Consider the following 23,513-nt stretch of genomic DNA (forward strand, 5'->3'; position numbering starts at 1 on the left):
CGCCGGTTCCGTCCCAGAGACAGGAGGGCCACGAACACCCAGGCGACAACGGAGGACGACAATCATGGACCGCGAGCAAATCACCCGGGAACTGACCGACGCACACGACCTGTTGGAGCGGGCGCCCATGGCGCGCCTCGCCTACAACGGACTCGACGGACTGCCGCGCGTCATCCCGATCGGGATCTACTGGACCGGCGACGAGATCGTCATGTCCACCGCCGCCACCGCGCCCAAGGTCACGGCACTGTCCGTCCGTCCCGAGGTGGCTCTGACCATCGACGCCGGCGACAGCCCCGAATCGGCCAAAACCCTGTCGATCCGCGGCGTCGCGCAGCTGACGATCGTCGACGGGGTGGTTCCCGAATACCTCGCCGCCGCCCGAAAGAACTTCGACCCCGAGTACGCGGCCGAGTTCGAGCGGAACTGCCGGGCCCTGTACGACCGGACGGCACGCATCGCGGTCCGGCCGCAGTGGGCGCGGTACTACGACTTCGGCGCAGGCCGCGTACCGCAGTTCCTCGCCGATCTTGCCGAGAAGACGACGTGACCACGAGGCGCGAAAACCCACACCAACACCCTCGAAAAAGCGTCGCGGCAGCCACCTCGTCCTCTCCGGAGCGTCCGAGGATCGGGCTTGGAACGACCGAAACCATCACACCCATGCACGAGATCGCCGGTCGCTCGACACCAGAGCTGCACCAGGCACCACAACAGTCGCGCCCCCGGCCCGCGCTCACCAAGACACCCACACCCCACACCCCGCACCCCCATCGCCCGCTCGGCAAGCGCCCCGACCGGCCCAACCCAGGAAGCCCACCACAACCCCCACCCATCCGGCATGCCGGAACAACCCCACGCACCCGTGAGCTTGCTCCGCTTTGACGGACACTGTGATGTTGCCCCGGTTTCACGGACTCGGGGGTGAGGAGATCAGTTTCGGCGAGTGGGTGACGGCTTCGAACTGTACCGGGGTCATGTAGTCCAGGGTCGAATGTCGTCGGCGCTGGTTGTAGAACCCTTCGATGTATTCGAAGATCGCGTTGGCGAGTTCGAGGCGGGTCCGCCAGCGCTGCCGGTCGAGGAGTTCGGTCTGCATGCGGGCCCGGAACGACTCGGCCACGGCGTTGTCGTAGGGATCGCCGATGGTGCCCAGGGAGGGCAGCAGTCCGGCTCGGCGTGCGCGTTCGGTGAAGGTCCACGAGGTGAACTGAGTGCCGTGGTCGGCGTGGATTATCCCGTCCGGGACCAGGCCGGCGGCGCCGCGGGAATCGATTGCCATACCGAGCGCGGAGGTTGCCAGGTCGGCTCTTTGCCGGGAGTCGATTGCCCAGCCGACCACTTTGCGGGAGTAGGTGTCCAGGACCACGCGGCAGTAGAGCTTCCCCTCACGGGTGGGGTGTTCGGTGATGTCGGTGACCCACAGCTGATTCGGTCCGTCGCGATGGAAGTTGCGTTTGACCAGGTCGGTCACCGTTCTCGCCGCGGGGACCCTCTTGGCCCGCCGCCGCAAAGGCAGTCCGGCCAGGCCCGCTCGGCGCATCAGCTCCGCCACTGTTCTGCGTGAGACGACCACGCCGTGGCCGTGGACGAGTTCGGCACGCACCCGGGGTGATCCGTAGGTCTGTCGTGATGCCTGATGGATGGCCGTGATCTGGTCGGTCAGCCACGCATGACGGATGGCGCGGGCCGAGGGCGGACGCATGCGGGCGTCGTAGAAACCCGACCGGGACACCCCGAGCGCGAGACACGCCTGCTTGACTGGGACGCCCTCAACGGCCAGTTCGGCCACCAGTGCGAACCGGGCTTTTGGGGGCACCACCTGCTCGACCGCCGCCGCGGCCTTCCGCAGGATCTTGACCTCGTTCTCCAGTTCGGCGATCCGCGACCGGGCCTCGGCCAGGGCAGCCGACTCCACCGCGGCGGGACCCAAGGTCTTCAGGCCCCGATCGATCAGGTCCTGCCTTTTCCATCGGTGCAGGCAGGACTCGGCGATGGACAGTGACGCCGCCACGTCCCGGACCGATCGTCCCGACGCCAGCAGGTCCAGGGCACGCCGCCGGAACTCCGGCGGATAGGGCTTGGGCACGATCAACGATCTCCTTCGGAAGATCGCCGAACCATACATCTCTCAACATTCGTGCCCGTCAAACAGGGGCAACATCAGGGTGTCCGTCAAAGCGGATCAAGCCCACCCGGCCACGCCCGCCTCCGACGTTCGTCTACCGCGGATCGTCGCTCTCCCAGCGATAGACGCGAAGACGGCGGCCCGCACGCCCCACGCGTCAAGCACCGCAATCAGCTCAGACTCGTTGGCGGCGTCAGCGGATCCGATGAGGACCGCGTCGATGTCGTAGTCGAAGCCATCGATGCGCTCTTGGTCGCACTCCCAGTGCTCAAGACGAAAGCCGCGCCCACTGTCGCGCACCCATCCCTCATCCCGCGCACGGCGATCAAGCGCGCTCCGCCGAGCAGTGACATCCACGAACCCCCGCCGCGCCGGACACGACGCGCCTGCTGGAGCGACCATCGGTAGGGGTGTGAGCAGTGGAACGACGGGACGTGGGTGATTCAAGTCGATCTTCGGGGACGGGGGGGCGACGGCAGCGCGGAGCCCGTGCTCACCGAACAAGCCATCCACGTACGGGACTCCGAGGGCGTGAGTCAACCGAACCTCGCGGTGGGCTGTGAAGACCGAGTATTTTGTACGGTTCGCGGCAAAGCCCTGAGCTTCGTCTGTTGTCTGCACCGCAGCGGTGCAGCAGACAAGGCATGGTCATTGCGTGTCGGGAATGCACGTGTCAGCCGTTGCCCGCGGTCGGCGATTCCGAATGGGTCTCGGAAATCGGCGCGCGTTCGTCGTGACTATCGCCGAAGCGATCGGCTGAGGGCGCCCAAAGGAAGACCGCGAAAGCTGCGGCGATGAGTGCGGCTCCCAGTCCGAAAGCCATCCAGCGATGGGAGGACCGGCGTGTCTGGAAGAGCACCGCGAAGGCGGACAAGGCCATGACGACAACGCCGCTGGTGGCCAGGACGGACAGCAGGGAAGCACCCAGCGTCGAACCGGCGCTGTTGCCCGCGAAAGCGGTGATGAGGGCGATCACTGCGGCGAGGAGGCCGAGAATCTGCACCGAGTCGCGCCGCGCTGCTTCAAGCGCGGTGGTCATGCGCGACTCGACGTCAGCAGCGTGGCGATCGAGCCGTGATTCGAGTTCATCCCGCACCATGCCGACTTGCCGCAGCGATCCGATGAGAAGCAACTGCTGGTCGTATCGGACGAGACGGGCGTGAAAAGCCGCCGCGTTTTCGCCATCGGTTTTGCGGTCCACGCGCTTGGCCTCGGTGACGAGTTGTACGGCCTGAGCGTAGTCCGCGCACATAGGCAGGCAATGGAACTGGGCCTCCGCGCTGAGCGCTTCAGCGCGCAGTTGAGGCGTCATCCAACGCGGGTCGGCGTCGCGTTCGGCAAGGAAGTCGGCCCGCACGTCATGCATGACGCGTTGGACCGCGCCGCCTTCCGCGTCGCCGTGAACCGACTCATGGCTCAGCAGGGCCAGTCCGACACTGCGACGAAGGCGTGTGAAGCCCACAAGGTTTGGGAACAGCCGGGCCATGGCTGAGGCATCGGCGTACGCGGCTTCCAAGTCCTCGCGGGAAGTGTGGATTTCGTTGGCCCGAAGAAGAGCCAGGAACGCACCGCGTAATGTCTCACCTCCGCACGCTTCGAGAGCATGCTGCGTCGCGGTGCGCTGTTCGACCGCCTCAAGGAGCGCGTACTGCTCGCCGACCAAGCCGTTGCGGCGGAATACCTGCCAGATCAGGTAAAACGCGATGAGGCGTAACCGCGGTTCCGCGAGCTCGCCTTCACCGCGCCGCACGAGCTCGACGACAGTGCCCGAGTTGCGGATGACGTGAGCCTCCAGCTCGGCACGGCGGGCGGCCACATCGATCAAGACCCACCAACCATGGTGGACGCGCGGGTCGAGCGGTGCGGCGGCGTCGTCCACAAGCTCGGTGCGGACACGACGCACGCGCTCGACGAAGCGATCTTGCACAGCGCGGGCGGGCGGTACTGCTGTCGGGCCACCCTGAGCCGGTTGTTGGTGCGGTTGCGGCGGGCCTTGATTTGTTGCCACGCATCCCCCGTGGAGTCGTTGGAAACTACCGGCGCCGTCGGCGGACCTCCTGGCCACCGTCGACCACGATTGTCTGGCCGTTGATGTGGGTCAGATCGAGTGCCAGCGCGGCGAAGCAGCGGGCGACGTCCTCCGGGCTCGCGGCCTGGCCGAGTGGAATCGACGCCGTGAGCTCCGCGACCAGGTCGGGATCGGATGAACGGCCCACCGGCCCCTTCGGACGGCCGACGCTGCCGGGCGCGACGCAGTTCACTCGTACTCCGTCGGCGCCGAACGTATCGGCCAGGATTCCCGTGAGTCCGAGCAGTCCGGCCTTGGCGGCGGAGTAGGAGGGGCGGGCCCACGCCGAGAGGGCATTGATCGAAGAGCAGAAGGTGACCGACCGATTCCCGCTCCCGGCGCGCAGCAGCGGAGCGAGCGCATACAGGACGAGGTACTGCGCGGTGAGATTGAGCTCGACACTCGACCGAAAAACGTCGGGTGTGGGCAGTTCCTTCCCCGAGGCGTCGTCATCGTCACCAGGGAGCGCGCCGCCCGCGATGCCCACCAAGTGCATCAAGCGGTACTGCTTGGAAGCGTCGTCGAGCGCCTGCGTCACGGCCCGTTCGTCGGTGACGTCGACGATGTACGGCACCACACTGCCGGGCCACTTCGCTTCGGGGCTCTTGTCCAGGCCGACCACGGTCCAGCCACGCTGCTCGAACTCGTGCGCGGTAGCGGAGCCGATCATCCCCGCAGCGCCGGTGATGAGTACTGCTTGGGGGCGAAGGTCTTCAGGGGCTGACACGCCGACAATCCTAGGGGCAAAGGGTCGGAGACCGGTGTTGCCGCCGGGTGAGAGCGCCCTTGCGTCGGCGACGTAGATCGCGAACTCGTGGGCCGAATACCGTTCAGCAGCACGACCGTCGCGGACGAGACCGCAAACAACGCGTCGGTGCCGTGCCGGCCGTGGTGTGGTGGGTGATCTGAGCGCGGGTCTTCATGCGGTTCATTGTGTGAGCTGTTGTCCATCAGATGTCCCTTTGGCCCACCTCGGAAGCGCTACCGCGCGTGGCCGAAGCGCCGTGTGAGGCCGGGGTGTTGCTTGGGTGCGCGAGGCCTGCGGAATGTTGCGGGGACGGCTTGACCCGTGGCGGATTCCTGGGCCGTGCGCGGGACGGCGCTGCCGTTCCCCCGGTCGGGCGCGGCTGCAGGCGCGACGGCCCCGGTGGCGCGGGCGACCGTCTCGATCACGGTGCTCAATCCTGTGTCGCTCGAAGAACCAGGTCTGGCTGCCGCGTCCTGGCCCGCGGCCCTGAGGAGGTCGCGGCGTACGCCTCGGTCCCGTACGGGTGCGTCGGCGAGGGTCTGCCTTCCCTTCTCCATGAGCCTTCCGTGGTCGACAGTCGTCTCCAAGGTCCATGGCGCGCCGCGTAGTTCGTCGGCACGGTCGGCCATCGACCCCGGTGCGGTCGGTGCCCACCGGCCATCGTGGCGGCGTTCGGTGGAGATGATGGCCCCTTGTGCGGTGACCAGGTGGATGCCTTGGAAAAGGTTGTCTCGGCCTTGAGCCCGGATGACCTCCACCATGCCCTCGTGGAAGCCGCGTTGGACATCCGGCCCCGACAAGGGCAAGCGGGTCTCACCGGAATGGGCCTGCTGTGCGTCGCGAACGACCATGTGGGCAAGCGAAAATGCGGGCGGCACGACGCTTGTGGCAAGGTCGGTTCGGTAGCCGTCGGCGGCGAACGGCCGTACCTCCTTCGCCACGAAGTCCGCCTCGGTGAAGACCCCCACCATGGCGATGTCCCGCCGATTGGCGCGGGCCGTGTCGTTGGTGAGTTTCCGCAGGTCCAGGTAGTCGCCCAGGAACTCCTCCTGAGCGCGCACACCGCCGTGTTTCCGGGCGAACTCCTTGAAGCCGGGCAGGGCGGCGAACAGGTCGTCGCCCTCCAGAAGGAACGGGCGCTGCATTCCCAACCGGGTGGCCAGCCACCGGGACAACGTCGTTTTCCGGGAGCCCTGTGTCCCGTTGAACACCAAGAGCCGGGGGTGGCCGCGTGACGGCCCCACCATCGCGGGCAGCACATGCCGCTCGAATGCCTTGCGGACCCGCGAAGACGCCTTCTGTTGGTGTGCTTTGCTCATTCCGAGTCCTGGTGGGCAAGTTGTCCGAGGGTTCGGCACAGCCGCATTCCGCCTCACATTACCCGACATGCGGTACGCGGCCTCCCTCGCTGCGCGCCGGACCGCTCACGCGGCGCGACGGGCGAACGGCGAGCGGCGGAAGCCACAACTCACCGCGCCACCGAGTCACGCGGTTGGTCCGGACCCGGCCGCGCCGCCTCAGTACGCAAGCGCAGGTCAGCCGACGTCGTGCGCGATGTCCTCATGTGCCCGCTGTCGGTGGGCAGAGCGCCTGACCGTGTTATCGGCTGGTGTCGCGGCTGTGTTCGGCCAGGAGTGTGAACCCGTGGGGGTCGACGGGTTCGGCGGTGGCGGAGAGGAGGGTGACGCCGGTGCCGTTGTGTCGGTCGAGTCCGAGCCAGGAACGGAAGCCGCCGGTGCCGCCGTTGTGCAAGGTGATGGGTCGGCCATGCGCCTGGATCGTGATCCACGCGGCGCCGATGTGGGCCTCGGCGTCGAGCGGGGCGACCGGATCGAGTGCGGCGATGCCGGGTGCGGCGCCGTCGAGTACCGCCGCGGTGAAGCGGGCCATGCTGGTGATCGAGGCCCGGATGCCGCCTGCCGGGCCGAGCGCTTCGCCGGTCCAGGGTTGCCGCGGTCGTCCTCGGCGGCTTCGGCCGCTGAGTGCCCCGGGGCGGAGTTCGTCTGGTGTCGCCGGCACGTAGAAGCAGTCAAGTCCCAGCGGGGAGGCGATGCGCTGTCGGACGAGGTCGGGGTAGGTCGTCGCGGCGGCGTGCGCGAGGGCGTGTCCGAGAAGTTCGAATCCGAGGTTGGAGTAGCGGGGCTCCGGCTTGTCCAGCGGAACACCTCGGGCTTGGTCGAGGAGCTGTTCGAGGTCTTCGCCGTAGGGGTTGGTTCCGTGTCGCCACAGGGCGATGGTGCGCCGCCATGGTCGCGCGGACTTGGGGAGTCGGGGCAGGCCGGATCGGTGTGTGGTCAGGGAACGCAGGGTCACGTGTGCGGCGGGGACGTCGCCCAGGGGCAGCAGGTCGCCGAGGCTCGTGTCGGCGTCGATCTCGCCGCGGGTGAGGGCATCGGCGTACAGCAGCCCGGTGACGGCCTTGGCGATCGAGCCGATCTCGAAGTCGGCGTCGAGGTCGGCGCCGCGGCACGCCACGCGCGTGCCCTCGGGCGTGACGATGGCCGCCGCGGCGACCGGGTGGCGTGGGCCCAACAGCTCGCCGAGTCTGGCAACGAGCCGCTCGTCGCCCTGTGTTCCGGTGGTCATGACCGACCTCCTGCTGGTGTCATGGGTCTTCGACAGGTTTCCCCGAGGGTGGGCGCGCGATGAGTTTCCGGTCCCGCTCCGGTCAATACGTCGAGTCAACCGCACCGGTGGGCCCATCCGCGCGTGGCGGCAACTGACAGCGAAAGGGGAGACGTTCATGTCCGACGACACCGATCAGATCCGTGCCTTGATCGAGCGCTGGGCACGGGCGGTGCACCGTGGAGACCTTGTCACGGTCGTGGCCGATCACACCGACGACATCGTGATGTTCGACGTTCCGCCGCCCTACGAAGGCGTACGCGGCATGGCCGCCTACCGGGAGGTCTGGCCACCGTTCTTCCGGTGGCAGGCCCAAGGCGCGGTCTTCGCCCTCGAGGAACTGGACGTCACCGCGGGCGAGGACGTCGCCTTCGCCTACGCGCTGTTGCGCTGCGGCACGCCGCAGGAACTCGCCGCCCGGCCCGGCTTCCGCCTGCGGCTGACACTCGGCCTGCGCAAGGACGCCGGCCGCTGGGTCGTCGCACACGAGCACCACTCGTTCCCGGATCTCAGCACCGGCGAGCCGGACGCGGAGAGCCAGGCGGAGACGGTCGATCAGCACTGACTCGACCGCACAGCCGTCCGATAGGCGGCTGGGGTGACGCCATGGGTTCGGGTGAACCCTCGGGTGAGATGGGCCTGGCCGGCGAAGCCGGCCTCGGCGGCCACCGTCATGGGCGCGCACACGCTGTGGTGGGGTGGCTGTGCCTGGGACGCGTTCGCCATGCCGCACCTGCTCACGGACGAGCCTGACCTCCTGGTCGCCACCCGCTGCCCGGCCTGTGACACTCCCCATGCCTGGGTGGTCGGGCGAGACGCCCCCCGAAGGGCGACCAGGTGGCCCACTTCCTCACCCCCATGGGACCCGGGCCTGGGACGATGTCGTGCACACTTGCGGTCACCAGCGCCTGTTCTGCTCCACCACATGCGTCGACACCTCATTGCGGGAGACAGGCCGGGAGCACGGCCACACCATGGGCCTGGGCACCCTGTGGCGCCTCGCCGAAGGCTGGTACGCCGGGCGCCTGGAACCGGGCTACACCCGCCGCCACCCCGCCGCCGCCGGCGCCTACTTCGCGGAGGTCGGCCTGCGGGCGACGTTCTGGGGGCTGCCCGGCTGAGGCCCGCCCTGTGAACTCCCCGCCGCCGCCGTCCCACTCGGCTCGGAGCGGCATCGCGGTGGACTACGCACGCCGGTACGCGTGACAGGGACACGCGTACGGTGGGTGCAGGGCATCATCGGCGCCGCGCGTCGTCTCGCTCCGAGACGACAATCCCGTGGCCGGTTCCGTCGCGGAGTTCCTTCTCCGCGTCTGTCCCGGTCACGAGTCCCCGCCCTGACGCGTGGTGCTCGCCGGCCGACCAGAACGCGCGGCTGCCCCGGCGGCAACGGTCGGCGTCGGTGCCGCGGGAGTTGGCTCCGTGATCGGGGTGCCTTTGCGCGGGCTTGGCAGCAGTTGTACGAGCGCGCCCAGCACGGCGGTGACCGCGACGAGGTAGATCAGGCTGTGCTGAAAGGCCCGGGGAATGTCGTCGGCCGCGCCGTAGAACACGACTCCGACAATGCCGACCCCCAGCGCGCCGCCGACTTGTTGAGCGGTCGTCAGGACTCCGGCGGCCGACCCCGCGTGGCGGGGCGACACGCCGGCGAGCACCGTGCCCATGATCGGGGCGAGGGCGAGACCCATGCCGAACCCGTCCGCGAGCAGCAGGGGGACCATCCACCCGAGAGCCGCGTCCGCCCCGACCGCGACGAAGAGCCCGGTGAGCGCGACGACCCGGAGGGCGGCTCCGGCGCCGATGACCTGGCGCCCGTGGCGTGCGGCCAGGCGCGGTGCCGCCTGCGACGCCGCGAGGTAGCCGACGCCGAGGGGGGTGAAGATCAGGCCGGCCTGAAGGGCGTCAAGGTCGCGGGCCTGCTGCATGTAGAGCGCGAACACCAGGAAGTAGGCGGCCATCCCCATGGTGAAGACCAGGTTCGCGAACAGCCCGACCGTGAAAGCGCGTTCGCGGAACAGAGCCGTGTCGACGACCGGTGACGCGTGGCGCCGGGCGGCGTACGCGGCGAGCAACACGGGCGTGGCGGCGAACGAGAACCACGTCCACAGCGGCCACCCCTGCTCGCGCCCCTCGATCAACGGCAGCAGGGTCGCCAGCAGCGCCGACATGATCAGCGCCGTCCCGACGAGGTCGAGGCGTGTCGCCGCGTCAGCGCGGCTTTCCGGCAGAACGCGCCGGGCGGTGGCCAGGACGACGACACCGATCGGCACGTTGATGAGGAAGCACGCGCGCCAGCCCATGCCGAACAGGTCGGCCTGGATCAGCACGCCGCCGATGAGTTGCCCGAACACCGCGGCCAGGCCCATGGTCAGCGCGTACGCTCCGACCGCCCTCGCCTGGGCGGCCCCGGTATAGGCGGTCCGGATGATCGCCAGGACCTGGGGCGCGAGCAGCGCCGCCGCCATGCCCTGCGCGATCCGGGCGGCCACCAGCGTGCGCGCGTCGGGGGCGACGCCGCAGGCCACCGAGGCCACCGTGAACAGCGCCAGACCGAGCATGAACATCCGGCGGCGGCCGTGGATGTCGCCGAGTCGGCTGCCGAGGATCAGGCCGGAACCGTACGCCAGCCCGTATCCGGCGACGACCCACTCGATCGCGGTGGGTCCGGCGTTCAGGTCTTGTTGCGTGGACGGTATCGCGACGTTGACGATGAAGAAATCGAGGATGGTGACGAAGACCCCGGTCAGCACGAGGGGCAAGGTGCCCGCACGAGGCATGGCCGCTCCTGGAAGTAGAACGATCGGTATACGCAGATTAGATAGACCGATTGATCTACCTGTCAACCGCGTGCGAGACTTCGACCATGAGCACGACGCGCCCCGGTCCCCGCGAACGCCTCCTCGACGCCGCCCGCGAGCTGACGTACCAGGAAGGCGTGCACGTCGGCGTCGACGCGATCCTCAAGAAGGCCGATGTCGCGCGCCGCTCGCTCTACCAGCACTTCGGCGGCAAGGACGGCCTGGTCGCGGAAGTCCTGCGCCTCGCCGCGAAGGAGAGCCGCTACCGCGCGGTGATGGACGCCGCCGGCGACGACCCGCGCGACCGCGTGCTCGCGGTCTTCGACGAGTTGGAGCGGATCACCACCCAACCGTCGTTCCGCGGCTGCCGCTACACCTCGGCGGATCTGGCGCTCACCGATTCCGCACACCCCGCACACGGCGAGGTCCGGCGCTACAAGGACGGCCTGCACGCGCTGTTCGCCGACGAGTTGACCCGCCTCGGCCACCCCGCCCCCGACCTGGGCGCGGATCAGATCCTCGTCCTGGTCGACGGCGTGCTCGCACACGCCGTCACCCGCCCCGACGCCCACCCGGCCCTGGCCGCCCGCGCGATCGCGATCCTCGTCCTCGACACGGCCGGATGACCGGATCGCGAACTCGCCCTCGCTGCCCGGATCGGCGAACGCCCAAGGTGTGCGCGCCTCTTCCGCATACACGCCGAACGCGGCCTGACACCGGGTCGGGCCACACCACCCCACCCACCGTAGGTGCCGGGCACGAGGCGAACGGCGGCCTGACCGCGGACTCACGGCGAGTGCGGGGGAGCACAGCGGGCCGCGTGGAACCGCCGCGTCCTGACGTCCTGAACTACCCGGCCAGGAACAGCGATTCATGCCTGTCGCCGCGCATGAGGCCGTCACCACATCCGCGTGACGCACGGCGATGAGCGCCCGACGATGGAGTGCCGGCGCCGGCCTCTACAGCTTCTTGTCGCGAGAAAGCTGCAGTCCGTGAGCGGCCTTGTACGGACTGACCGACGGGGCAGCTTTGACCGTCCCGGTGTTGACCGCATGCGGGGATTGTCGCTGGGGCGTCGCGCTCGGTTTGGTCACCGCGGGCGGGCTGAGTCCCGCCTCGGCCGCCCTGCCTACGGGCTTGTCGACCGCCGCGTTGACCTGCTGGGCAGGCGGGCGTGTCGGTGCGGGGCCCGCCTGCCCCGTGGCCGCTGCGTCGGGGCCCGTCGCCTTCGCCGCCGAAGGCGGATTACCCGCCTCCTGTTGTGGGGCGGATGCGCGTTCGGTCCGCGCGGTGGGGTGGCCCGTCTGGTTCGCGATGCCTTCGTGGGGAGCTGCGGTGGGAGACGACGAGGCCTCCGGTTCCGGCGGATCATTGCGGAACGCGTCGTCGATCTTCGCCAGCAGCGCTTCGTTCCGCTTCCGGTACCACTCGTGGGCCTCGGGCGATTTGCCGTCGAGGGGCGGACCTTCCCGCCCTTCGGTGATGGCGTCGAAGATCGCCTTGTTGTGCGCCCGATCCACGCGGTCGTCGAGGCGTTCCTCCCGAGTGGCGGGGAGCGGGTTCTCACCGGTCTCCATACGCCGCACGGCCTCCCGGTCGTGGACCTGGCGTGCGTTCCATGCCTCGTGCTCGGGAGTTCCGGCGGTCGGCTCCATGTCGTCGCCGACGAAGATGCGTTCCACGACCGCCGCTTCACGGCTGCGTTCGAGCGCCCAACCGAAGTATTCGGAGGTCCCCGGGCGAGGAGGGATGGGATCACCCAGTTCGAGGGCTTTCGCCGCGTTCTTGTTGTACTGGTACTCGTCGGCCCAGGCGCGGAATTCGTGCGACTCACGCTGCGGCGGTGGTGCCTCCCCACGTTCCAGCGCTGCCAGGCTCGCGTGCTCGAAGTTGTCCAACGCGACCTGATCGTGCCGGGCCTCGCCCCCGAAATCGTCCTGCCCGTCGACACCCGAAGCCGACATCGCGTGGTCCCACCTCCCTGTGTGGACACACCGAACCCGACCGCCACCCTAGAGGTACGGTCCGGTATCCCGGGCGCCGACCGACCGTTCCGGGCCTGTGCGAGAGCCACGCCGGGGGTATGAGGTGTCCGCGATCAACGCCGTGATGCCGATCGCGGCAGTGTCGATGCGGGCAGATCGCGCATTCGGACGTGGTGGGGGCTCCCGGTCCAGCATGATGTGCGTGGTCCCCCGGGGTGGGCGGGGTTGCGAGGGAGGGGGCGCCTGTGCGTCAGGACGCGAAGCGACGGGGACGAACGGCCGCTCGGCAGAGGCTGGTTCCGTACGGCCGGAGGGGCTTGCCGGGCGGAGCCGGACGTCTCCCGCGGGCGCTCATCGCCGCGGCCGTGTTGTGCTCCGCCGTGGCGGGCTGCAGCGGCTCCGGTGATCCGGCCGCCGCGACCTCGTCGGCCGCGGATACGTCCCCGCCACCGACGACGGCAGCGACCGACACAACACCGGGTCCCGCACCGACAACGGTGTCACCCGCGGCCGACGCGGTGTTCTCGGTCGTCACCACGATCGGCGAGCTGAACGGAACCGAGCAGGCGGTCTGGTCGGACGGCCCGGTCGTCGTCGCCGAACTCGCCGACGGCACCTACTCCGCGTACGACCCGCGTGGATCCGTCCTGGCCTCGCACGTGCCGCTCACCGGTCTCGACGTGTCCTGCGGCATCATCGCGGCCCCCGACGGCGAGTCCTCGGCGCTCTACGCCGTGACCACCACCGAGGCCCCCGCACAGGGCATCAACCCGGCGCAACAGACGGTGCGCCTCACCAGGTTGAGCCCGGCCCTGGTACCGCAGTGGAGTTCGGACCTCGTCACCCGCGCGATCAAGACGGGCGGGCTCGAGGACAACGGCCACCTGTGCGGCACGGGTGCCCGGGCGAGCAGGGCGGTGACGGTGACCGCGGACGGCAAGTGGGCCGCGGTCGTGGTTCCCGGTGCCGGAGTCAACGGCTATGTCGACTCCGCGGGCTCGGGGTTCCACGCGACCGATGGGTTCACCCTCGCACTGGGCGACCGGATCGCCGTGCGCCACGACCCCTGCACCACCGTGCCGTGCTCGGAGCCCACGTCCTTCGCCGTCACCGACCCCGCGACCGGGGCGACGGCGACCTACACCGAGGGCCACGAAGTCTCGCCGCACTCCTCGGTCGAGGCCACGTCGGTGCAGGCCTTCCTCGGGTGTCCGTGTGGCTCCGACGGCGGGGGCGTCATCGCCTTCGACGCCAAGGGCGAGGGCATCTACCCGGGCGGTGACTCCCTCGCTCCGGCCCTGTACCTCCTCGATCCGCGGTCCTTGCACGTCACGAGGATCGGGTACGACGCGTACGGGCTCAACGACCACTACGCCGTGGATCCCCAGACCGACACGGTGGTGATCGACAGCGGGATCACCGGCCCGGACGCCCTGACCGGCGTGGCCATTCCCGACGGAACGCGGCGCTGGAGTGTGGACGCACGGCTGTGCGGCGCCGGCAACGGCACCGTCACCGTGGCAGCCAACGGACAGTTCGCCCAACTCGACGCCGCCACGGGCAGACAACTCACCTCCACCACCGACGTGACCGCGTGCCCGACAGCCGTGGACCTGAAAGTCAGCGGCGGAGCCTACGGGTGGCTTCCCGGAACGACCGGCACCCAAGTCATTCGCCTGGCACCGCAAGCGGCCCGCTGACCTGGGGTCGGCGACGACCGTGCACGGAAGGACCCGGGTCGACTCCGCGGTCGAGTTCGCCCAGGCCGACATCACGGTTGCCGCCGCGGACCCCCCACCGCCCACGTCACCCTCCCCGGCGCCTTCGGCGTCGACGAAGCCGCCATCACCAACTGGTAGACCACCGCGAAGTCCACCACCCCCCAACGCCGACCGACACACCCACACAGCGACCTGTCGGACTGCTCGGGTGATCGTCAGACTCGCGCGAGAGCAGGACTTCCCTGGTCTTCTCGGTGTGGCGTCTGTGGAGAGGTTCGGCCCGGTCAGGTTCGCCGATGAACTTGCGGCTGCCGGGGTTTCCGCCGTACTGCTTCCCGACCTCGCCGTCGACCGTGCGGGTGTGTGGCTCGCCGCCGCACGCTCCGCAGGACTGCACACCGTCAATATGGTGTGGCCGCACAGCGACATCGACGATCTCGCCCGAGTGTGCGCCGCGTCGGGTGGCATGGTCTATGCCCCCGCCACGATGGGCACCACCGGTACGCAGGGCCCGCTCGACCCCAACCTTTCCGCCTTTGTCGCACGCGTCCGCACGGTTACTTCCCTGCCCATAGGCGTCGGCATCGGCATCGGCGTATCCACACCGCAACAGGCGGCGCACGTCTCCGCCTTCGCCGACGCCGTGATCGTCGGCTCCGCCCTGATTCGCGGCATGCACACCGCCATTGACACGGGAAGGGACCCGGCGATGGCCGCGGGCGACGTCGCCCGCGAATTCGCCGATGCCGTTCATCGGGGTATCCGCACACCGTACGGTCCCGGCAACTGAGAACGCGTCCGGGGCCGTTCCGGCGGCCGACGAAAAATCGAGGACCCGGTCGCTTACCGGTGTGCTCTGTGCCGCCCCTTGTGGCGCGGCTCCTCCAACCGCCGCCGAATCGCCACCCGACTCGCCTCCTGTCCGACCGGCCTGGGCCCCGCGCGGCGAACCGCGGAGCCCAGGCCGCCCTTCATGTCGTGGCTCCATTCCGCCGCGCTGTGACACCGACAGGCGGCCTACCGCCGTGGCTGTCGGCGGTGCGGGATGTCAGTGGTGCGTGCCCGGCGTGGTCGGTGCGGCGCCGGACGGGGTCGGGCTCGTGGAGTCGCCGAGGAGTTGCCGCATCCGTTGGACCTCGGCGGCCTGCGAGGTCTTGATCTGCTCGGCGAGCTTGCGGGCCTCGGGGTTGACGCCCCGGACGAGTTCGTCGTCGGCCATACGGATGGCCCCGTTGTGGTGGGCGATCATCATCGTCAGGAACATCCGGTCGAACTCGGTGCCCGTGGCCGCCTTGAACCCGGCCATGTCCCGGTCGGTCATCATGCCGTCGCCGTGGTCCATCCCGCCGGGTGCGGTGGCGGGTCGGCCCCACGTGGTGAGCCAGCCCCGCATCCGGGCGATCTCGGGGGCCTGGGCGGCCTCGATCTGCGCGGCCAACTGCTTGACCTGGTCGCCGACCGCCTTCGCGGGTGCCTCCCGGGCCATGTCGACGGCTTGCTCGTGGTGGACGATCATCATCTGCGCGAACATCACGTCGGCGTCGTTGAACGTGGCGGCCGAGGGTTGCGGGGAACCCGGACCGGTCGGCGCGGAGGCCGCGGGGGTGCCGGTCATGTCATCCCTGTCGTGGCCGTTGCCGTCGTCGGCGCAGGCGGCGAGGACGAGTGCTCCGGCCACGGCGGCGGAGGTCAGGGCAATACGGCGCGAATGGCGCTTCATGGGCGTTGTCTCTCCTGGGAAGGCCGGGACCGCGTCGCGGACGCACGGATCCCGGTGCTGCGGATTTGGAGGCGCGACGCCGCGGACCCGTGACGGGTTCCGCGGCCGGGGTCGGCCTAAATCCGCAGCACCTGCAGTCGGGAGAGGTCGGGGCGCTCCGGTGGCGGCAAGCCGGACGCGAGCCGACTCCACCACGCCCGCGCCGCGTGCACCGACCCCCGGGAGCGGCGGCGAACGGTCAGCCATGCGGCGCCGAGCAGCAACGCGCCGAGCGCGGCGAGAAAGACGGCCAGGCACATGGACGCGGGGTCCGTACCGTGTCCGGACGAGTCCGCTCCGTGCCTACCGGACGGGTGGTCGCCGACACCGTCGGACATGAGCGCGTCGGGTGACGCGCAGTGCCCGGCAGGGCAGTTGCCCGCGGTGTCGTGAGGGAGGGTGTGCGCGGCGGCGGGGCCGACAGCCGACGCGGTGGCTGCGGTCGCGGTGTCGTCTTCCGGGTGGCCCAGGGTGTGCATACCGACGATGCCGACCGTCAGGAGCACGAGCAGCAGCAACCGAACCGCGGCCGTGCCCGGGCGAACACGCGGCGACCCCGCGACAGCGGTCGCGGCCGTCGGCACGATGGTGCTTCACCGCCTCCGCCTGCTGTCGCGTCGATTCCGGTGAACAGCGTAACCGGTTGCGCCACGGGGCTTCGTGCCTCCTCCGACGAGCCGGAGTGAGTCGCCTTGCCGCCGACCCTTCCGTCGCAGGCGTCCCGTCGCGGGTGGCCACCCGCCCCGACAGCCGGGGAAAACGTCGTCCGCCGACCCGAACCGATACCGGACGACGGGGGTGGGGTCGGGCATGACCAGGCGGTGAGCCAATCCTCGCCGCGCGTCGTGGGACGTCTCAAGGATCAGTCCCCGGCGACGCACGACACGAGTTCGTATCCGTCGACGCCCGCGATCCACGCCTCGGCCTCGCGGCCGAGGACGGCCGCGGCTTTGGCGTAGACGTCGGCCCACAGGAGACGCGGTCCCGTGACCGTGGCGGACACCGGTCCCGGCACGGCCTCGCCGGTGCGCGGATCGATGGTGTGAATGCCGCGTTCGGCCGTCCCGGACGTCGCGACGGCCACACCGCTCACCCTGCCGTCGGCGAGCGTCACGGCGACCTGCACGGGGCCATAGCGCGTGTTGATCGTGTCGCCCGAGAATGTGCCGGTGACGGTCCTCCTCGCCCGCCTGGACGCCGGTCGGCCGCCGGCCCAACCCGTCGGCCTCAGCCGGATCGTCCTCGACGCGGTCGATACGACGCCCGCACCGTCATCCCCGGTTACCGCGGGTTTCTCGACCTCCCCGAGGAACCGGTCGAGATCCAGGGCGACCCGCACAGCCTCCGCCAAGTCGTCGCCAACCTGCTCGCGAACGCCGGCCACCACACTCCGCCGGGCACCGTCGTCACGGTCACCCTGGCCCCGCCGCCATCAGGCCAAGAACCCCCCGCACGGGTCGAGTTGACCGTCGAGGACAACGGGCCGGGGATTCCCGAGGCCCTGTTCCCCGACCTGTTCGAGCGCTTCACCCGGGCGGACCCTACCGGCGCTCGCACCGGCGGGGGCAGCGGGCTCGGACTGGCCATCGTTCACGCCGTCGTCACCGCACACGAGGGGGCCGTCGACGTGACGAGCCGGCCGGGCCGAACACGATTCCGACCGCGGCTGCCCGTGGACGTCGGTCCGGCGTGCTCGCGCCTCCGCAACGCGACCGCCGGCCCCACGCGTTCGAGAGGCGGAGATCGTCCCGGCGCACTCGCGGAACGTGGTCACGGATGTCGGCGTCCGGCGGACTCGTCGCCCATGTCAGACGGCGGATCCGGATGCCGGGGGCCAGTCCGCCGGGTGTCCACCGCGGTCAACAGTGCTTGCTCGCGCTCGGGTGTGATGCCCGCGGCCTCCCGGCCCGTGCGATTTTCGCCGAACGCCTCGTCGAGACCGCCGGGGCCGAACAGCCAGGTCGCGGTGTCATGAAGGGATTCCTCGACGGGACGGCAGCGCAGTCCGGCGCCGATGGCCTTGGCCGAGCTGGGCTTCCAGACCGCGGCTGTCTCCCCTTCCGGCGGGGCCCACAGGGGAAGCTCGGTCCACACCTGGATCGCGTGCTCGGTCAGGGTACGGTCGTCCACCCACTCCAGGTGCGCCGTGCCGCCCGTCTCGGCGACGCAGGCGGCCAGGAAGCCACCCCAGGTGGTGTTCGCGGGAGTGCCGCTGACCAGGTAGGTTCCGGCGTCCTCGGCTTCGATCCGGTCGAGGCCGAAGATCGCGATGTCACGGACGTCGATGAGCTGCATGTCACGGTCGGGCCGGCCCGGAGCGGCCATCCGGCCGCCCTGAGCGGCGCGGCGCAGCCACCACGTGACGCGGCGTGAGAGGTCATGCGGTCCGATGATCAGGCCGGGTTCAAGGATCAGCGTGCGCCCGGGGAAGCCCTGCTCGACCGCGATCTCGCAGCCTGCCTTCAGCAGTCCGTAGTCGCCGTCCTCCGGGCCCGCGTCCGCGCTCCCGCGGTGACGGGGCGAGCCCTCGTCGACGGGCTCGGCGGGCCAGCCGGGGCGGGCGTTGATCGAGGAGACGAACACATACGTCGACGCGGACGCGGCCAGGGCCTCGACCGAGGCGCCGACGACGCGGGGGACGTAGCCGCACACGTCCACGACCGCGTCCCACGGCCCCGCCTCGGCCAGCCGCGCCAGATCCTCGGGGCGCTCCCGATCTCCGCGCACAACCTCAACGCCGTCCAGATCCGTACCGGTCTTGCCTCGATTGAAGGTGGTCACCTCCCAGCCGCGCCGCAGCGCCTCCTGAGCGAACGCCCGTCCGAGGAACACCGATCCACCGATCACCAGAAGTCTCATGCCGCCGAGCCTGCGCTCGAAAGCCCGTGATCAAACGGGACTACGCCGGAGGCTGACGGATTGGGCCACCGGGGGCCGACACACAGGACGGACTCTCCCGCCAACTCCCCGAGGCACCGGGGTGGCTCATCCGCCGATCACACCCGACATCCGGCCGGACCTGCCGACGCAGAACACCCGGGACCCCGTCCACAGGGGAGTTGGCATCGCTCGGTCATCGTGACGCGGCGGGGCCACGGGCACCGTACAAGCGCATCACCGTCGAGCGGAGCTGCCGTGAGGCGGCCCGTGCGTCCAGGCGGCCCATCCGAATCTGCCGGTCCGCGGTATGCCCGAGGGCGATGGTGGCCGCGACCAGCCAGTCCGCGTTCAGGTCTCGCTCCTGGTCGGCGAGATCCCGAAGTCGGTCGGGTGCGGCGCATCCGCCAACTCGGTCGCACATGCCGAGCAGGGGGCCTTGTGGGTGAACTATCCACCCGCGGCGACGAGTTCCGCGTCCGGCCTCGTTCCGGACACCTCCGAACCCCGGGGCCGCGGATCAGCGAAAACAGCACTACAGTGCTATTTTCGTGTTGGTGTTCTTCGAACCCCGCCCATGACGGCGGCCGGCACCGGGCTGCCCGCAGCGTGGGGCCGATCGAGGGGAACGCGCATGATCCGGTGGGGAATTGTGGGGCCGGGCGCGATCGAGGCGGGGTTCGCGGACGCGATGCGGAGGGTCGGCGACGGGGAGATCGTCGCGGTGGCCTCGCGCTCGCCGGAGCCACATGCCCGACTGGAACGCGGCCACCCAGGGCGTCCCTCCTCAACTCCCCGTGATCCTCACGCCGTTCGGCGCGGGGCGTTGCCCTCGTCTCCGTCGCGCACCGTGGCGGGGGACACCGGAGACGGTTCAGGTGTCGCGCCCGGCCGCGGCAGCCCGAGGCGTTTGAGGGAGAGGGCGTTGACGGCGACGATGATGCTGGAACCGGACATCGACAAGGCCGCGATCTCGGGGCGGAGGACCAGTCCGGTGGCGGGTTCGAAGACGCCCGCGGCGATGGGCAGGGCGATGGCGTTGTAGCCGATGGCCCAGCCGAGGTTCTGACGCATCTTGCGCAGGGTCCCGCGTCCGATGCGCAAGGCGGTCGGGACGTCGAGCGGGTCGGAGCGCATGAGGACCAGGTCGGCGGTCTCGATGGCGACGTCGGTCCCGGCGCCGATGGCGATGCCGAGGTCGGCCCGCGCGAGGGCGGGCGCGTCGTTGACGCCGTCGCCGGCCATGGCGACTTTGCGTCCGCCGCGTTGGAGTTCGGCGACCGTGGCGGCTTTGTCGCCGGGCCGGACCTCGGAGACGACCGTGCCGATGCCGAGCCGGCCGGCGATGCGCCGGGCGGTGGCATCGTTGTCGCCGGTGAGCATGACGACCTCGACGCCCAGGGCGTGCAGTTCGGCGACCGCGGCGGCGGAGGTTTCCCTGGGCGCGTCGGCGATGGCGATCAGGCCGGCGGCGCGGCCGTCGACGCCGACGGTGACGACCGTTCGGCCGGAGGCGGAGAGTTCGTCGCGACGCGCGGCAAGCGGTCCGACGTCGATGCCCTCGCGTTCGGCCAGTCGGCGGTTGCCCACCACGACGCGCCGGCCGTCCACGACGGCCACCGCACCCTCGCCCGGAACCGCCTCGAACTCCCGTGCCGTACCAGGGGATTCGATGCCCCGACCCGCGATGTGGCGGACCACGGCCTCGGCCAGCGGATGCTCGGACTCGCGCTCGACCGCCCCGGCCAGGCACAGGAGTTCGCGGTCGGTGAACCCGGAGGCGGCGACCACGTCGGTGACTTCCGGCTCGCCTTTGGTCAACGTCCCGGTCTTGTCCAGGACGACGACCTCGATCCCCGCGGACGCCTCCAAGGCCGCCGCGTTCTTGAACAGGACGCCGCGCCTCGCACCGAGGCCGGTTCCGACCATGATGGCCGTGGGCGTGGCGAGTCCGAGGGCGTCGGGGCAGGTGATCACGACGACGGTGATGGCGAACAGCATCGCGGTGCCGAGCGAGCGGTCGGTGCCGAGCGACCACACCGCCAGCGTGGTCGCCCCGCCGACCAGGGCGACCAGGACCAGCCAGAACGCCGCCTTGTCGGCGAGGCGTTGGCCGGGAGCCTTCGAGTTCTGGGCCTCGTGCACGAGTCTGACGATCTGGGCCAGGGCGGTGTCCGAACCGACGGCGGTGGCGCGTACGCGCAGCGTCCCATTGGCGTTGATGGTCGCACCGACCACCGGGGAACCGGGTGCTTTATGCACCGGCAGGCTCTCACCGGTGACCATCGACTCGTCGACCTCACTCTCCCCGGCCTCGACCACCGCGTCCACCGCGATCCGCGCACCGGGACGGACCAACAGCAGGTCACCGACCACGACTTCGGCGGTGGGCACGTCGACCGGCTCACCGTCCCGCACGACGAGGGCGCGGGGCGGCGCGAGGTCGAGCAGGGACCGGATGGCGTCGTTGGCGCCGCCCCGGGCCCGCATCTCGAACCAGTGGCCGAGCAGGACGAACGCGGCCAGCACGGTCGCGGCTTCGTAGAAGACATCGCCGCCCCCGGAGAGGGTCACGACAAGCGAGTACAGCCAGCCGGCGCCGACGGCGACCGCGACCAGCACCATCATGTCCAGGGTACGGGCGCGCAGGGCACGCACGGCGCCGGTGAAGAAGATCGTGCACGAATAGCACACGACCGGCAGGCTCAGCAGCAGCGCCCACACGTCCTGGCGCAACCCGAACGGGACGGGGACGTCGAGACCGAACACGTCCTCGCCGATCGGCGACCAGATCACGATCGGCACCGAGAACACCAGCGCCACCAGGAAGCGGTTGCGCATGCCGGCGGCCATCGCCCGCACGGACATGCCGGCGTGGTCGCCGTGGTCCGCCGCCTCGCGCGGCGACGGCTTCGCCTCGGCCTCGGGCCCGTGGTCCGGCCGCCGGGTGTGTGTCGCCGGTTCGGGAGGCGCCGTGAGCGCGCCTCCGCGGCCGGGGCCGGGATCGGTGCCGGGATCGGCCATCGGATCGCACAGGTGGGACGGGACGACCTGGCCCGCGCAGTGGTACCCGCATTCGGTCACCCAGCGGCGCAACTCCGCCAGCGACGTTCGTCTCCGGTCGTAGACGACGGTCGCCGACTGCGCGACGAGGTTCGCTTCGACGTCCAGAACCCCCGGACGGCGCCCGAGCACCGCGGAGATGGTGCTCTGCTGGGAGGCCCACGGCAGACCGCGTACGTCCAGCACGGCCGTACCGCGGTGTTCCTCGTGCGCGCTGCTCGGACCGTGTCCGTGTGGGCGCCGGTCGTCCGCTGCGGTGTGTCCCACGGCTGTCGCCTTCTCGATCGGTGCCAGGGTGCGGTTCTCCGAGGGCCCGGGGCCACGGAGGTGACCAAGTGCCGCGTGGGCCAAGGCCGCTGCCTCCCAGTCTCGCCGCGCGGCGCGCCCAGGGCGCGCGACCCGCCGCACCGGATGCCGTCACGGCGGTAGGGCGCGGTTCCGCCACTGACATCACGTTTTACGACTTACTGATAACCTTCGGTGAGCAGGGTGGTGGCACCGAAGTCGCGAGCCCGTTGCATATGCCCGACTCTTCCTGGGAGCCGAGTAGTGGCACGAGCCCGAGCGACGAAGCTCCTTCTGGCAGTGGCCGTGCTGATCACGGCTTTTGTGACTCTCCACGTGACCGCCCCCGGCGCTGCCGTGGTCGAGGCGCACGCGCTTGGGTCCTCCGCGGACGCATCGCAGACCCAACTGTGCGACGGTTCCGAGCGCTCGGAGGAACTCTCCGGCCACTACTGGAACCGCGACCGCCAACAGGCGGAAGACCTCGTCGCGGCCAAAGCGGCCCACGACACATCCATGGCCTCGGCCGCTCCCGCCGCCGACGCATCCGTCCCGCACGCTTCGCCGCGGGACGAGCTGAGAGCCCTCGGCGACAGATCTCCTGACACGCTTCAGGTTTTCCGCTGCTGAAAGGCTCGGAGCGCGCAACCGCTCCCGACACCGTGTGAGCATCCGCCGTATCCGCACGGGCGGTTCGCCGTGCGGTGGGCCGTGCCCGCCCTGTTCGGGCCGCCGCGCGCTCTCGTTGTCCGCCTCGCCCCAAGATCCATCGTCACACCGTCGCGCCCACCACGGCGCACAGGAGGCACCTGATCCATGAAGCACCTCATAGACCACGCACGCTCGTTCCCGCGGCGCACCGAACAACACCCGCAGGATTTCCGTCACTTGGCGTTGGGGCAGTCGCCGCACGCCCTGTTCATCACCTGCTCCGACTCACGGGTCGTCCCGTCCCTGATCACCGGGGCGCGTCCCGGAGAACTCTTCGAACTCCGCACGGCCGGCAACGCCGTGCCCCGCTACACCGTCGAGCGGCCCAGCGGCGAGGCCGCCACGATCGAGTACGCGGTCGGCGTGCTCGGTGTGCCGGACATCGTGGTGTGCGGGCACTCGCACTGCGGGGCGGTCGGCGCGCGGGTGCACGGCGCCGACCTCAGCTCCGTACCGGCCGTGGCAGGCTGGCTGGACACCCAACTTCCCGATGACCTGGGCGAGTTGCGCGAGGACCAGGGCGCCGGGGTCGCCGCCGCCGCGCAGCGCAACGTACGCGAGCAGATGGCGCGGCTGCGCCAATACCCGTGTGTGGCCGAGCGGTTGGCCGACGGGCGACTCCGCGTCCACGGCTGGTTCTACGCCGTGGACACCGGGTTGGTCCTGGCCCACCGTCCGTCCGTCGACGCGTTCCTTCCGCTGTGAGGGCGCGCGCCCGGCGCGGGTGGCAGGCCACAGGCCGGCA

Annotated in this window: 22 protein-coding genes and 1 pseudogene; 9 read left to right on the top strand and 14 right to left on the bottom strand. The window is 70.2% G+C overall.

Translation table 11 applies throughout. The annotated features are described in order from the left end of the window. Positions 1-64: 64 nt before the first annotated feature. Positions 65-550, top strand: a complete 486-nt coding sequence (locus LO772_RS32485) for a pyridoxamine 5'-phosphate oxidase family protein (RefSeq protein ID WP_231775611.1) — start codon at positions 65-67, stop codon at positions 548-550. 360 nt (positions 551-910) lie between these two features. Here LO772_RS32485 and LO772_RS32490 read toward each other — a convergent pair whose 3' ends face one another. The 6 genes from LO772_RS32490 to LO772_RS32515 form a co-directional block, all read right to left on the bottom strand. Continuing rightward, positions 911-2,089, bottom strand: coding sequence for an IS3 family transposase (locus LO772_RS32490; RefSeq protein ID WP_231775612.1), 1,179 nt, complete (start codon positions 2,087-2,089; stop codon positions 911-913). Positions 2,090-2,185: 96 nt separating this feature from the next. After that, a complete protein-coding gene (locus tag LO772_RS32495) occupies positions 2,186-2,428 on the bottom strand; it encodes a hypothetical protein (protein WP_231775613.1) in 243 nt (80 codons plus the stop codon). A gap of 373 nt (positions 2,429-2,801) precedes the next feature. Beyond that, positions 2,802-4,055, bottom strand: a complete 1,254-nt coding sequence (locus LO772_RS32500) for a hypothetical protein (RefSeq protein WP_231775614.1) — start codon at positions 4,053-4,055, stop codon at positions 2,802-2,804. Between the two features lie 106 nt (positions 4,056-4,161). After that, positions 4,162-4,923, bottom strand: coding sequence for an SDR family NAD(P)-dependent oxidoreductase (locus tag LO772_RS32505; RefSeq protein ID WP_231775615.1), 762 nt, complete (start codon positions 4,921-4,923; stop codon positions 4,162-4,164). A 254-nt stretch (positions 4,924-5,177) separates the two neighbouring features. Beyond that, a complete protein-coding gene (locus LO772_RS32510) occupies positions 5,178-6,263 on the bottom strand; it encodes a zeta toxin family protein (protein ID WP_231775616.1) in 1,086 nt (361 codons plus the stop codon). Positions 6,264-6,543: 280 nt separating this feature from the next. Next, complete coding sequence (locus tag LO772_RS32515; protein ID WP_231775617.1) at positions 6,544-7,530, bottom strand: serine hydrolase domain-containing protein; 987 nt, start codon at positions 7,528-7,530, stop codon at positions 6,544-6,546. A 157-nt stretch (positions 7,531-7,687) separates the two neighbouring features. On the opposite strand from LO772_RS32515, the gene LO772_RS32520 reads away from it, so the two are divergent. Together LO772_RS32520 and LO772_RS32535 are read left to right on the top strand one after the other, a co-directional pair. Beyond that, positions 7,688-8,134, top strand: a complete 447-nt coding sequence (locus LO772_RS32520; protein ID WP_231775618.1) for a nuclear transport factor 2 family protein — start codon at positions 7,688-7,690, stop codon at positions 8,132-8,134. Positions 8,135-8,453: 319 nt separating this feature from the next. Continuing rightward, positions 8,454-8,690, top strand: coding sequence for a hypothetical protein (locus LO772_RS32535; RefSeq protein WP_231779842.1), 237 nt, complete (start codon positions 8,454-8,456; stop codon positions 8,688-8,690). A 201-nt stretch (positions 8,691-8,891) separates the two neighbouring features. Here LO772_RS32535 and LO772_RS32540 read toward each other — a convergent pair whose 3' ends face one another. Further along, positions 8,892-10,346: an MFS transporter gene (locus LO772_RS32540; RefSeq protein ID WP_231775619.1), complete on the bottom strand. Its 1,455-nt coding sequence runs from the start codon at positions 10,344-10,346 to the stop codon at positions 8,892-8,894. A gap of 86 nt (positions 10,347-10,432) precedes the next feature. Here LO772_RS32540 and LO772_RS32545 point away from each other — a divergent pair, with 86 nt between their 5' ends. Further along, a complete protein-coding gene (locus LO772_RS32545) occupies positions 10,433-10,993 on the top strand; it encodes a TetR/AcrR family transcriptional regulator (protein WP_231775620.1) in 561 nt (186 codons plus the stop codon). Positions 10,994-11,326: 333 nt separating this feature from the next. Here the strand turns inward: LO772_RS32545 and LO772_RS32550 are convergent, their stop codons facing one another. Further along, complete coding sequence (locus tag LO772_RS32550; RefSeq protein WP_231775621.1) at positions 11,327-12,331, bottom strand: hypothetical protein; 1,005 nt, start codon at positions 12,329-12,331, stop codon at positions 11,327-11,329. A 518-nt stretch (positions 12,332-12,849) separates the two neighbouring features. Between LO772_RS32550 and LO772_RS32555 the strand changes: the two genes are divergently transcribed. Together LO772_RS32555 and LO772_RS32560 are read left to right on the top strand one after the other, a co-directional pair. Continuing rightward, positions 12,850-14,052 carry a hypothetical protein gene (locus LO772_RS32555; protein WP_231775622.1) on the top strand — a complete coding sequence of 401 codons (1,203 nt, stop codon included), beginning with the start codon at positions 12,850-12,852 and terminating at the stop codon, positions 14,050-14,052. A gap of 229 nt (positions 14,053-14,281) precedes the next feature. Next, the gene (locus tag LO772_RS32560) at positions 14,282-14,863 is read left to right on the top strand and encodes a tryptophan synthase subunit alpha (protein ID WP_231775623.1); all 582 of its coding nucleotides are present in this window, start codon (positions 14,282-14,284) and stop codon (positions 14,861-14,863) included. 258 nt (positions 14,864-15,121) lie between these two features. Here LO772_RS32560 and LO772_RS32565 read toward each other — a convergent pair whose 3' ends face one another. From LO772_RS32565 to LO772_RS32575, 3 genes are all read right to left on the bottom strand, one after another. Further along, entirely contained in the window at positions 15,122-15,793 is a 672-nt protein-coding gene (locus tag LO772_RS32565) for a DUF305 domain-containing protein (protein ID WP_231775624.1), read from the bottom strand. Between the two features lie 116 nt (positions 15,794-15,909). After that, positions 15,910-16,416: a DUF6153 family protein gene (locus LO772_RS32570; protein WP_231775625.1), complete on the bottom strand. Its 507-nt coding sequence runs from the start codon at positions 16,414-16,416 to the stop codon at positions 15,910-15,912. Positions 16,417-16,694: 278 nt separating this feature from the next. Continuing rightward, positions 16,695-16,958, bottom strand: a complete 264-nt coding sequence (locus LO772_RS32575) for an FAD:protein FMN transferase (RefSeq protein ID WP_331717293.1) — start codon at positions 16,956-16,958, stop codon at positions 16,695-16,697. Here LO772_RS32575 and LO772_RS32580 point away from each other — a divergent pair. After that, positions 16,875-17,447 (top strand): annotated as a pseudogene (locus LO772_RS32580) (sensor histidine kinase); the annotation flags it as partial. The gene LO772_RS32575 and the pseudogene LO772_RS32580 overlap by 84 nt on opposite strands. A 155-nt stretch (positions 17,448-17,602) precedes the next feature. On the opposite strand, the gene LO772_RS32585 reads toward LO772_RS32580, so the two are convergent. The 3 genes from LO772_RS32585 to LO772_RS32595 form a co-directional block, all read right to left on the bottom strand. Continuing rightward, complete coding sequence (locus LO772_RS32585) at positions 17,603-18,691, bottom strand: NAD-dependent epimerase/dehydratase family protein (protein WP_231775626.1); 1,089 nt, start codon at positions 18,689-18,691, stop codon at positions 17,603-17,605. A gap of 214 nt (positions 18,692-18,905) precedes the next feature. Further along, positions 18,906-19,133: a hypothetical protein gene (locus LO772_RS32590; protein ID WP_231775627.1), complete on the bottom strand. Its 228-nt coding sequence runs from the start codon at positions 19,131-19,133 to the stop codon at positions 18,906-18,908. 380 nt (positions 19,134-19,513) lie between these two features. Next, a complete protein-coding gene (locus tag LO772_RS32595; RefSeq protein WP_231775628.1) occupies positions 19,514-22,039 on the bottom strand; it encodes a heavy metal translocating P-type ATPase in 2,526 nt (841 codons plus the stop codon). 318 nt (positions 22,040-22,357) lie between these two features. Here LO772_RS32595 and LO772_RS32600 point away from each other — a divergent pair, with 318 nt between their 5' ends. Then, positions 22,358-22,687 carry a hypothetical protein gene (locus LO772_RS32600; RefSeq protein WP_231775629.1) on the top strand — a complete coding sequence of 110 codons (330 nt, stop codon included), beginning with the start codon at positions 22,358-22,360 and terminating at the stop codon, positions 22,685-22,687. A gap of 186 nt (positions 22,688-22,873) precedes the next feature. Continuing rightward, complete coding sequence (locus tag LO772_RS32605; protein WP_231775630.1) at positions 22,874-23,473, top strand: carbonic anhydrase; 600 nt, start codon at positions 22,874-22,876, stop codon at positions 23,471-23,473. Positions 23,474-23,513 lie beyond the last annotated feature (40 nt).

This window comes from Yinghuangia sp. ASG 101, from assembly GCF_021165735.1.
Lineage (GTDB): Bacteria > Actinomycetota > Actinomycetes > Streptomycetales > Streptomycetaceae > Yinghuangia.

What these genes read in the sequence shown, in the direction of transcription:
- LO772_RS32515 (WP_231775617.1), bottom strand. Translation starts at nt 7,530, where the DNA reads ATGACCACCGGAACACAGGGCGACGAGCGGCTCGTTGCCAGACTCGGC.
- LO772_RS32520 (WP_231775618.1), top strand. Translation starts at nt 7,688, where the DNA reads ATGTCCGACGACACCGATCAGATCCGTGCCTTGATCGAGCGCTGGGCA.
- LO772_RS32550 (WP_231775621.1), bottom strand. Translation starts at nt 12,331, where the DNA reads ATGTCGGCTTCGGGTGTCGACGGGCAGGACGATTTCGGGGGCGAGGCC.
- LO772_RS32585 (WP_231775626.1), bottom strand. Translation starts at nt 18,691, where the DNA reads ATGAGACTTCTGGTGATCGGTGGATCGGTGTTCCTCGGACGGGCGTTC.
- LO772_RS32485 (WP_231775611.1), top strand. Translation starts at nt 65, where the DNA reads ATGGACCGCGAGCAAATCACCCGGGAACTGACCGACGCACACGACCTG.
- LO772_RS32510 (WP_231775616.1), bottom strand. Translation starts at nt 6,263, where the DNA reads ATGAGCAAAGCACACCAACAGAAGGCGTCTTCGCGGGTCCGCAAGGCA.
- LO772_RS32605 (WP_231775630.1), top strand. Translation starts at nt 22,874, where the DNA reads ATGAAGCACCTCATAGACCACGCACGCTCGTTCCCGCGGCGCACCGAA.
- LO772_RS32565 (WP_231775624.1), bottom strand. Translation starts at nt 15,793, where the DNA reads ATGAAGCGCCATTCGCGCCGTATTGCCCTGACCTCCGCCGCCGTGGCC.
- LO772_RS32540 (WP_231775619.1), bottom strand. Translation starts at nt 10,346, where the DNA reads ATGCCTCGTGCGGGCACCTTGCCCCTCGTGCTGACCGGGGTCTTCGTC.
- LO772_RS32545 (WP_231775620.1), top strand. Translation starts at nt 10,433, where the DNA reads ATGAGCACGACGCGCCCCGGTCCCCGCGAACGCCTCCTCGACGCCGCC.
- LO772_RS32590 (WP_231775627.1), bottom strand. Translation starts at nt 19,133, where the DNA reads ATGTGCGACCGAGTTGGCGGATGCGCCGCACCCGACCGACTTCGGGAT.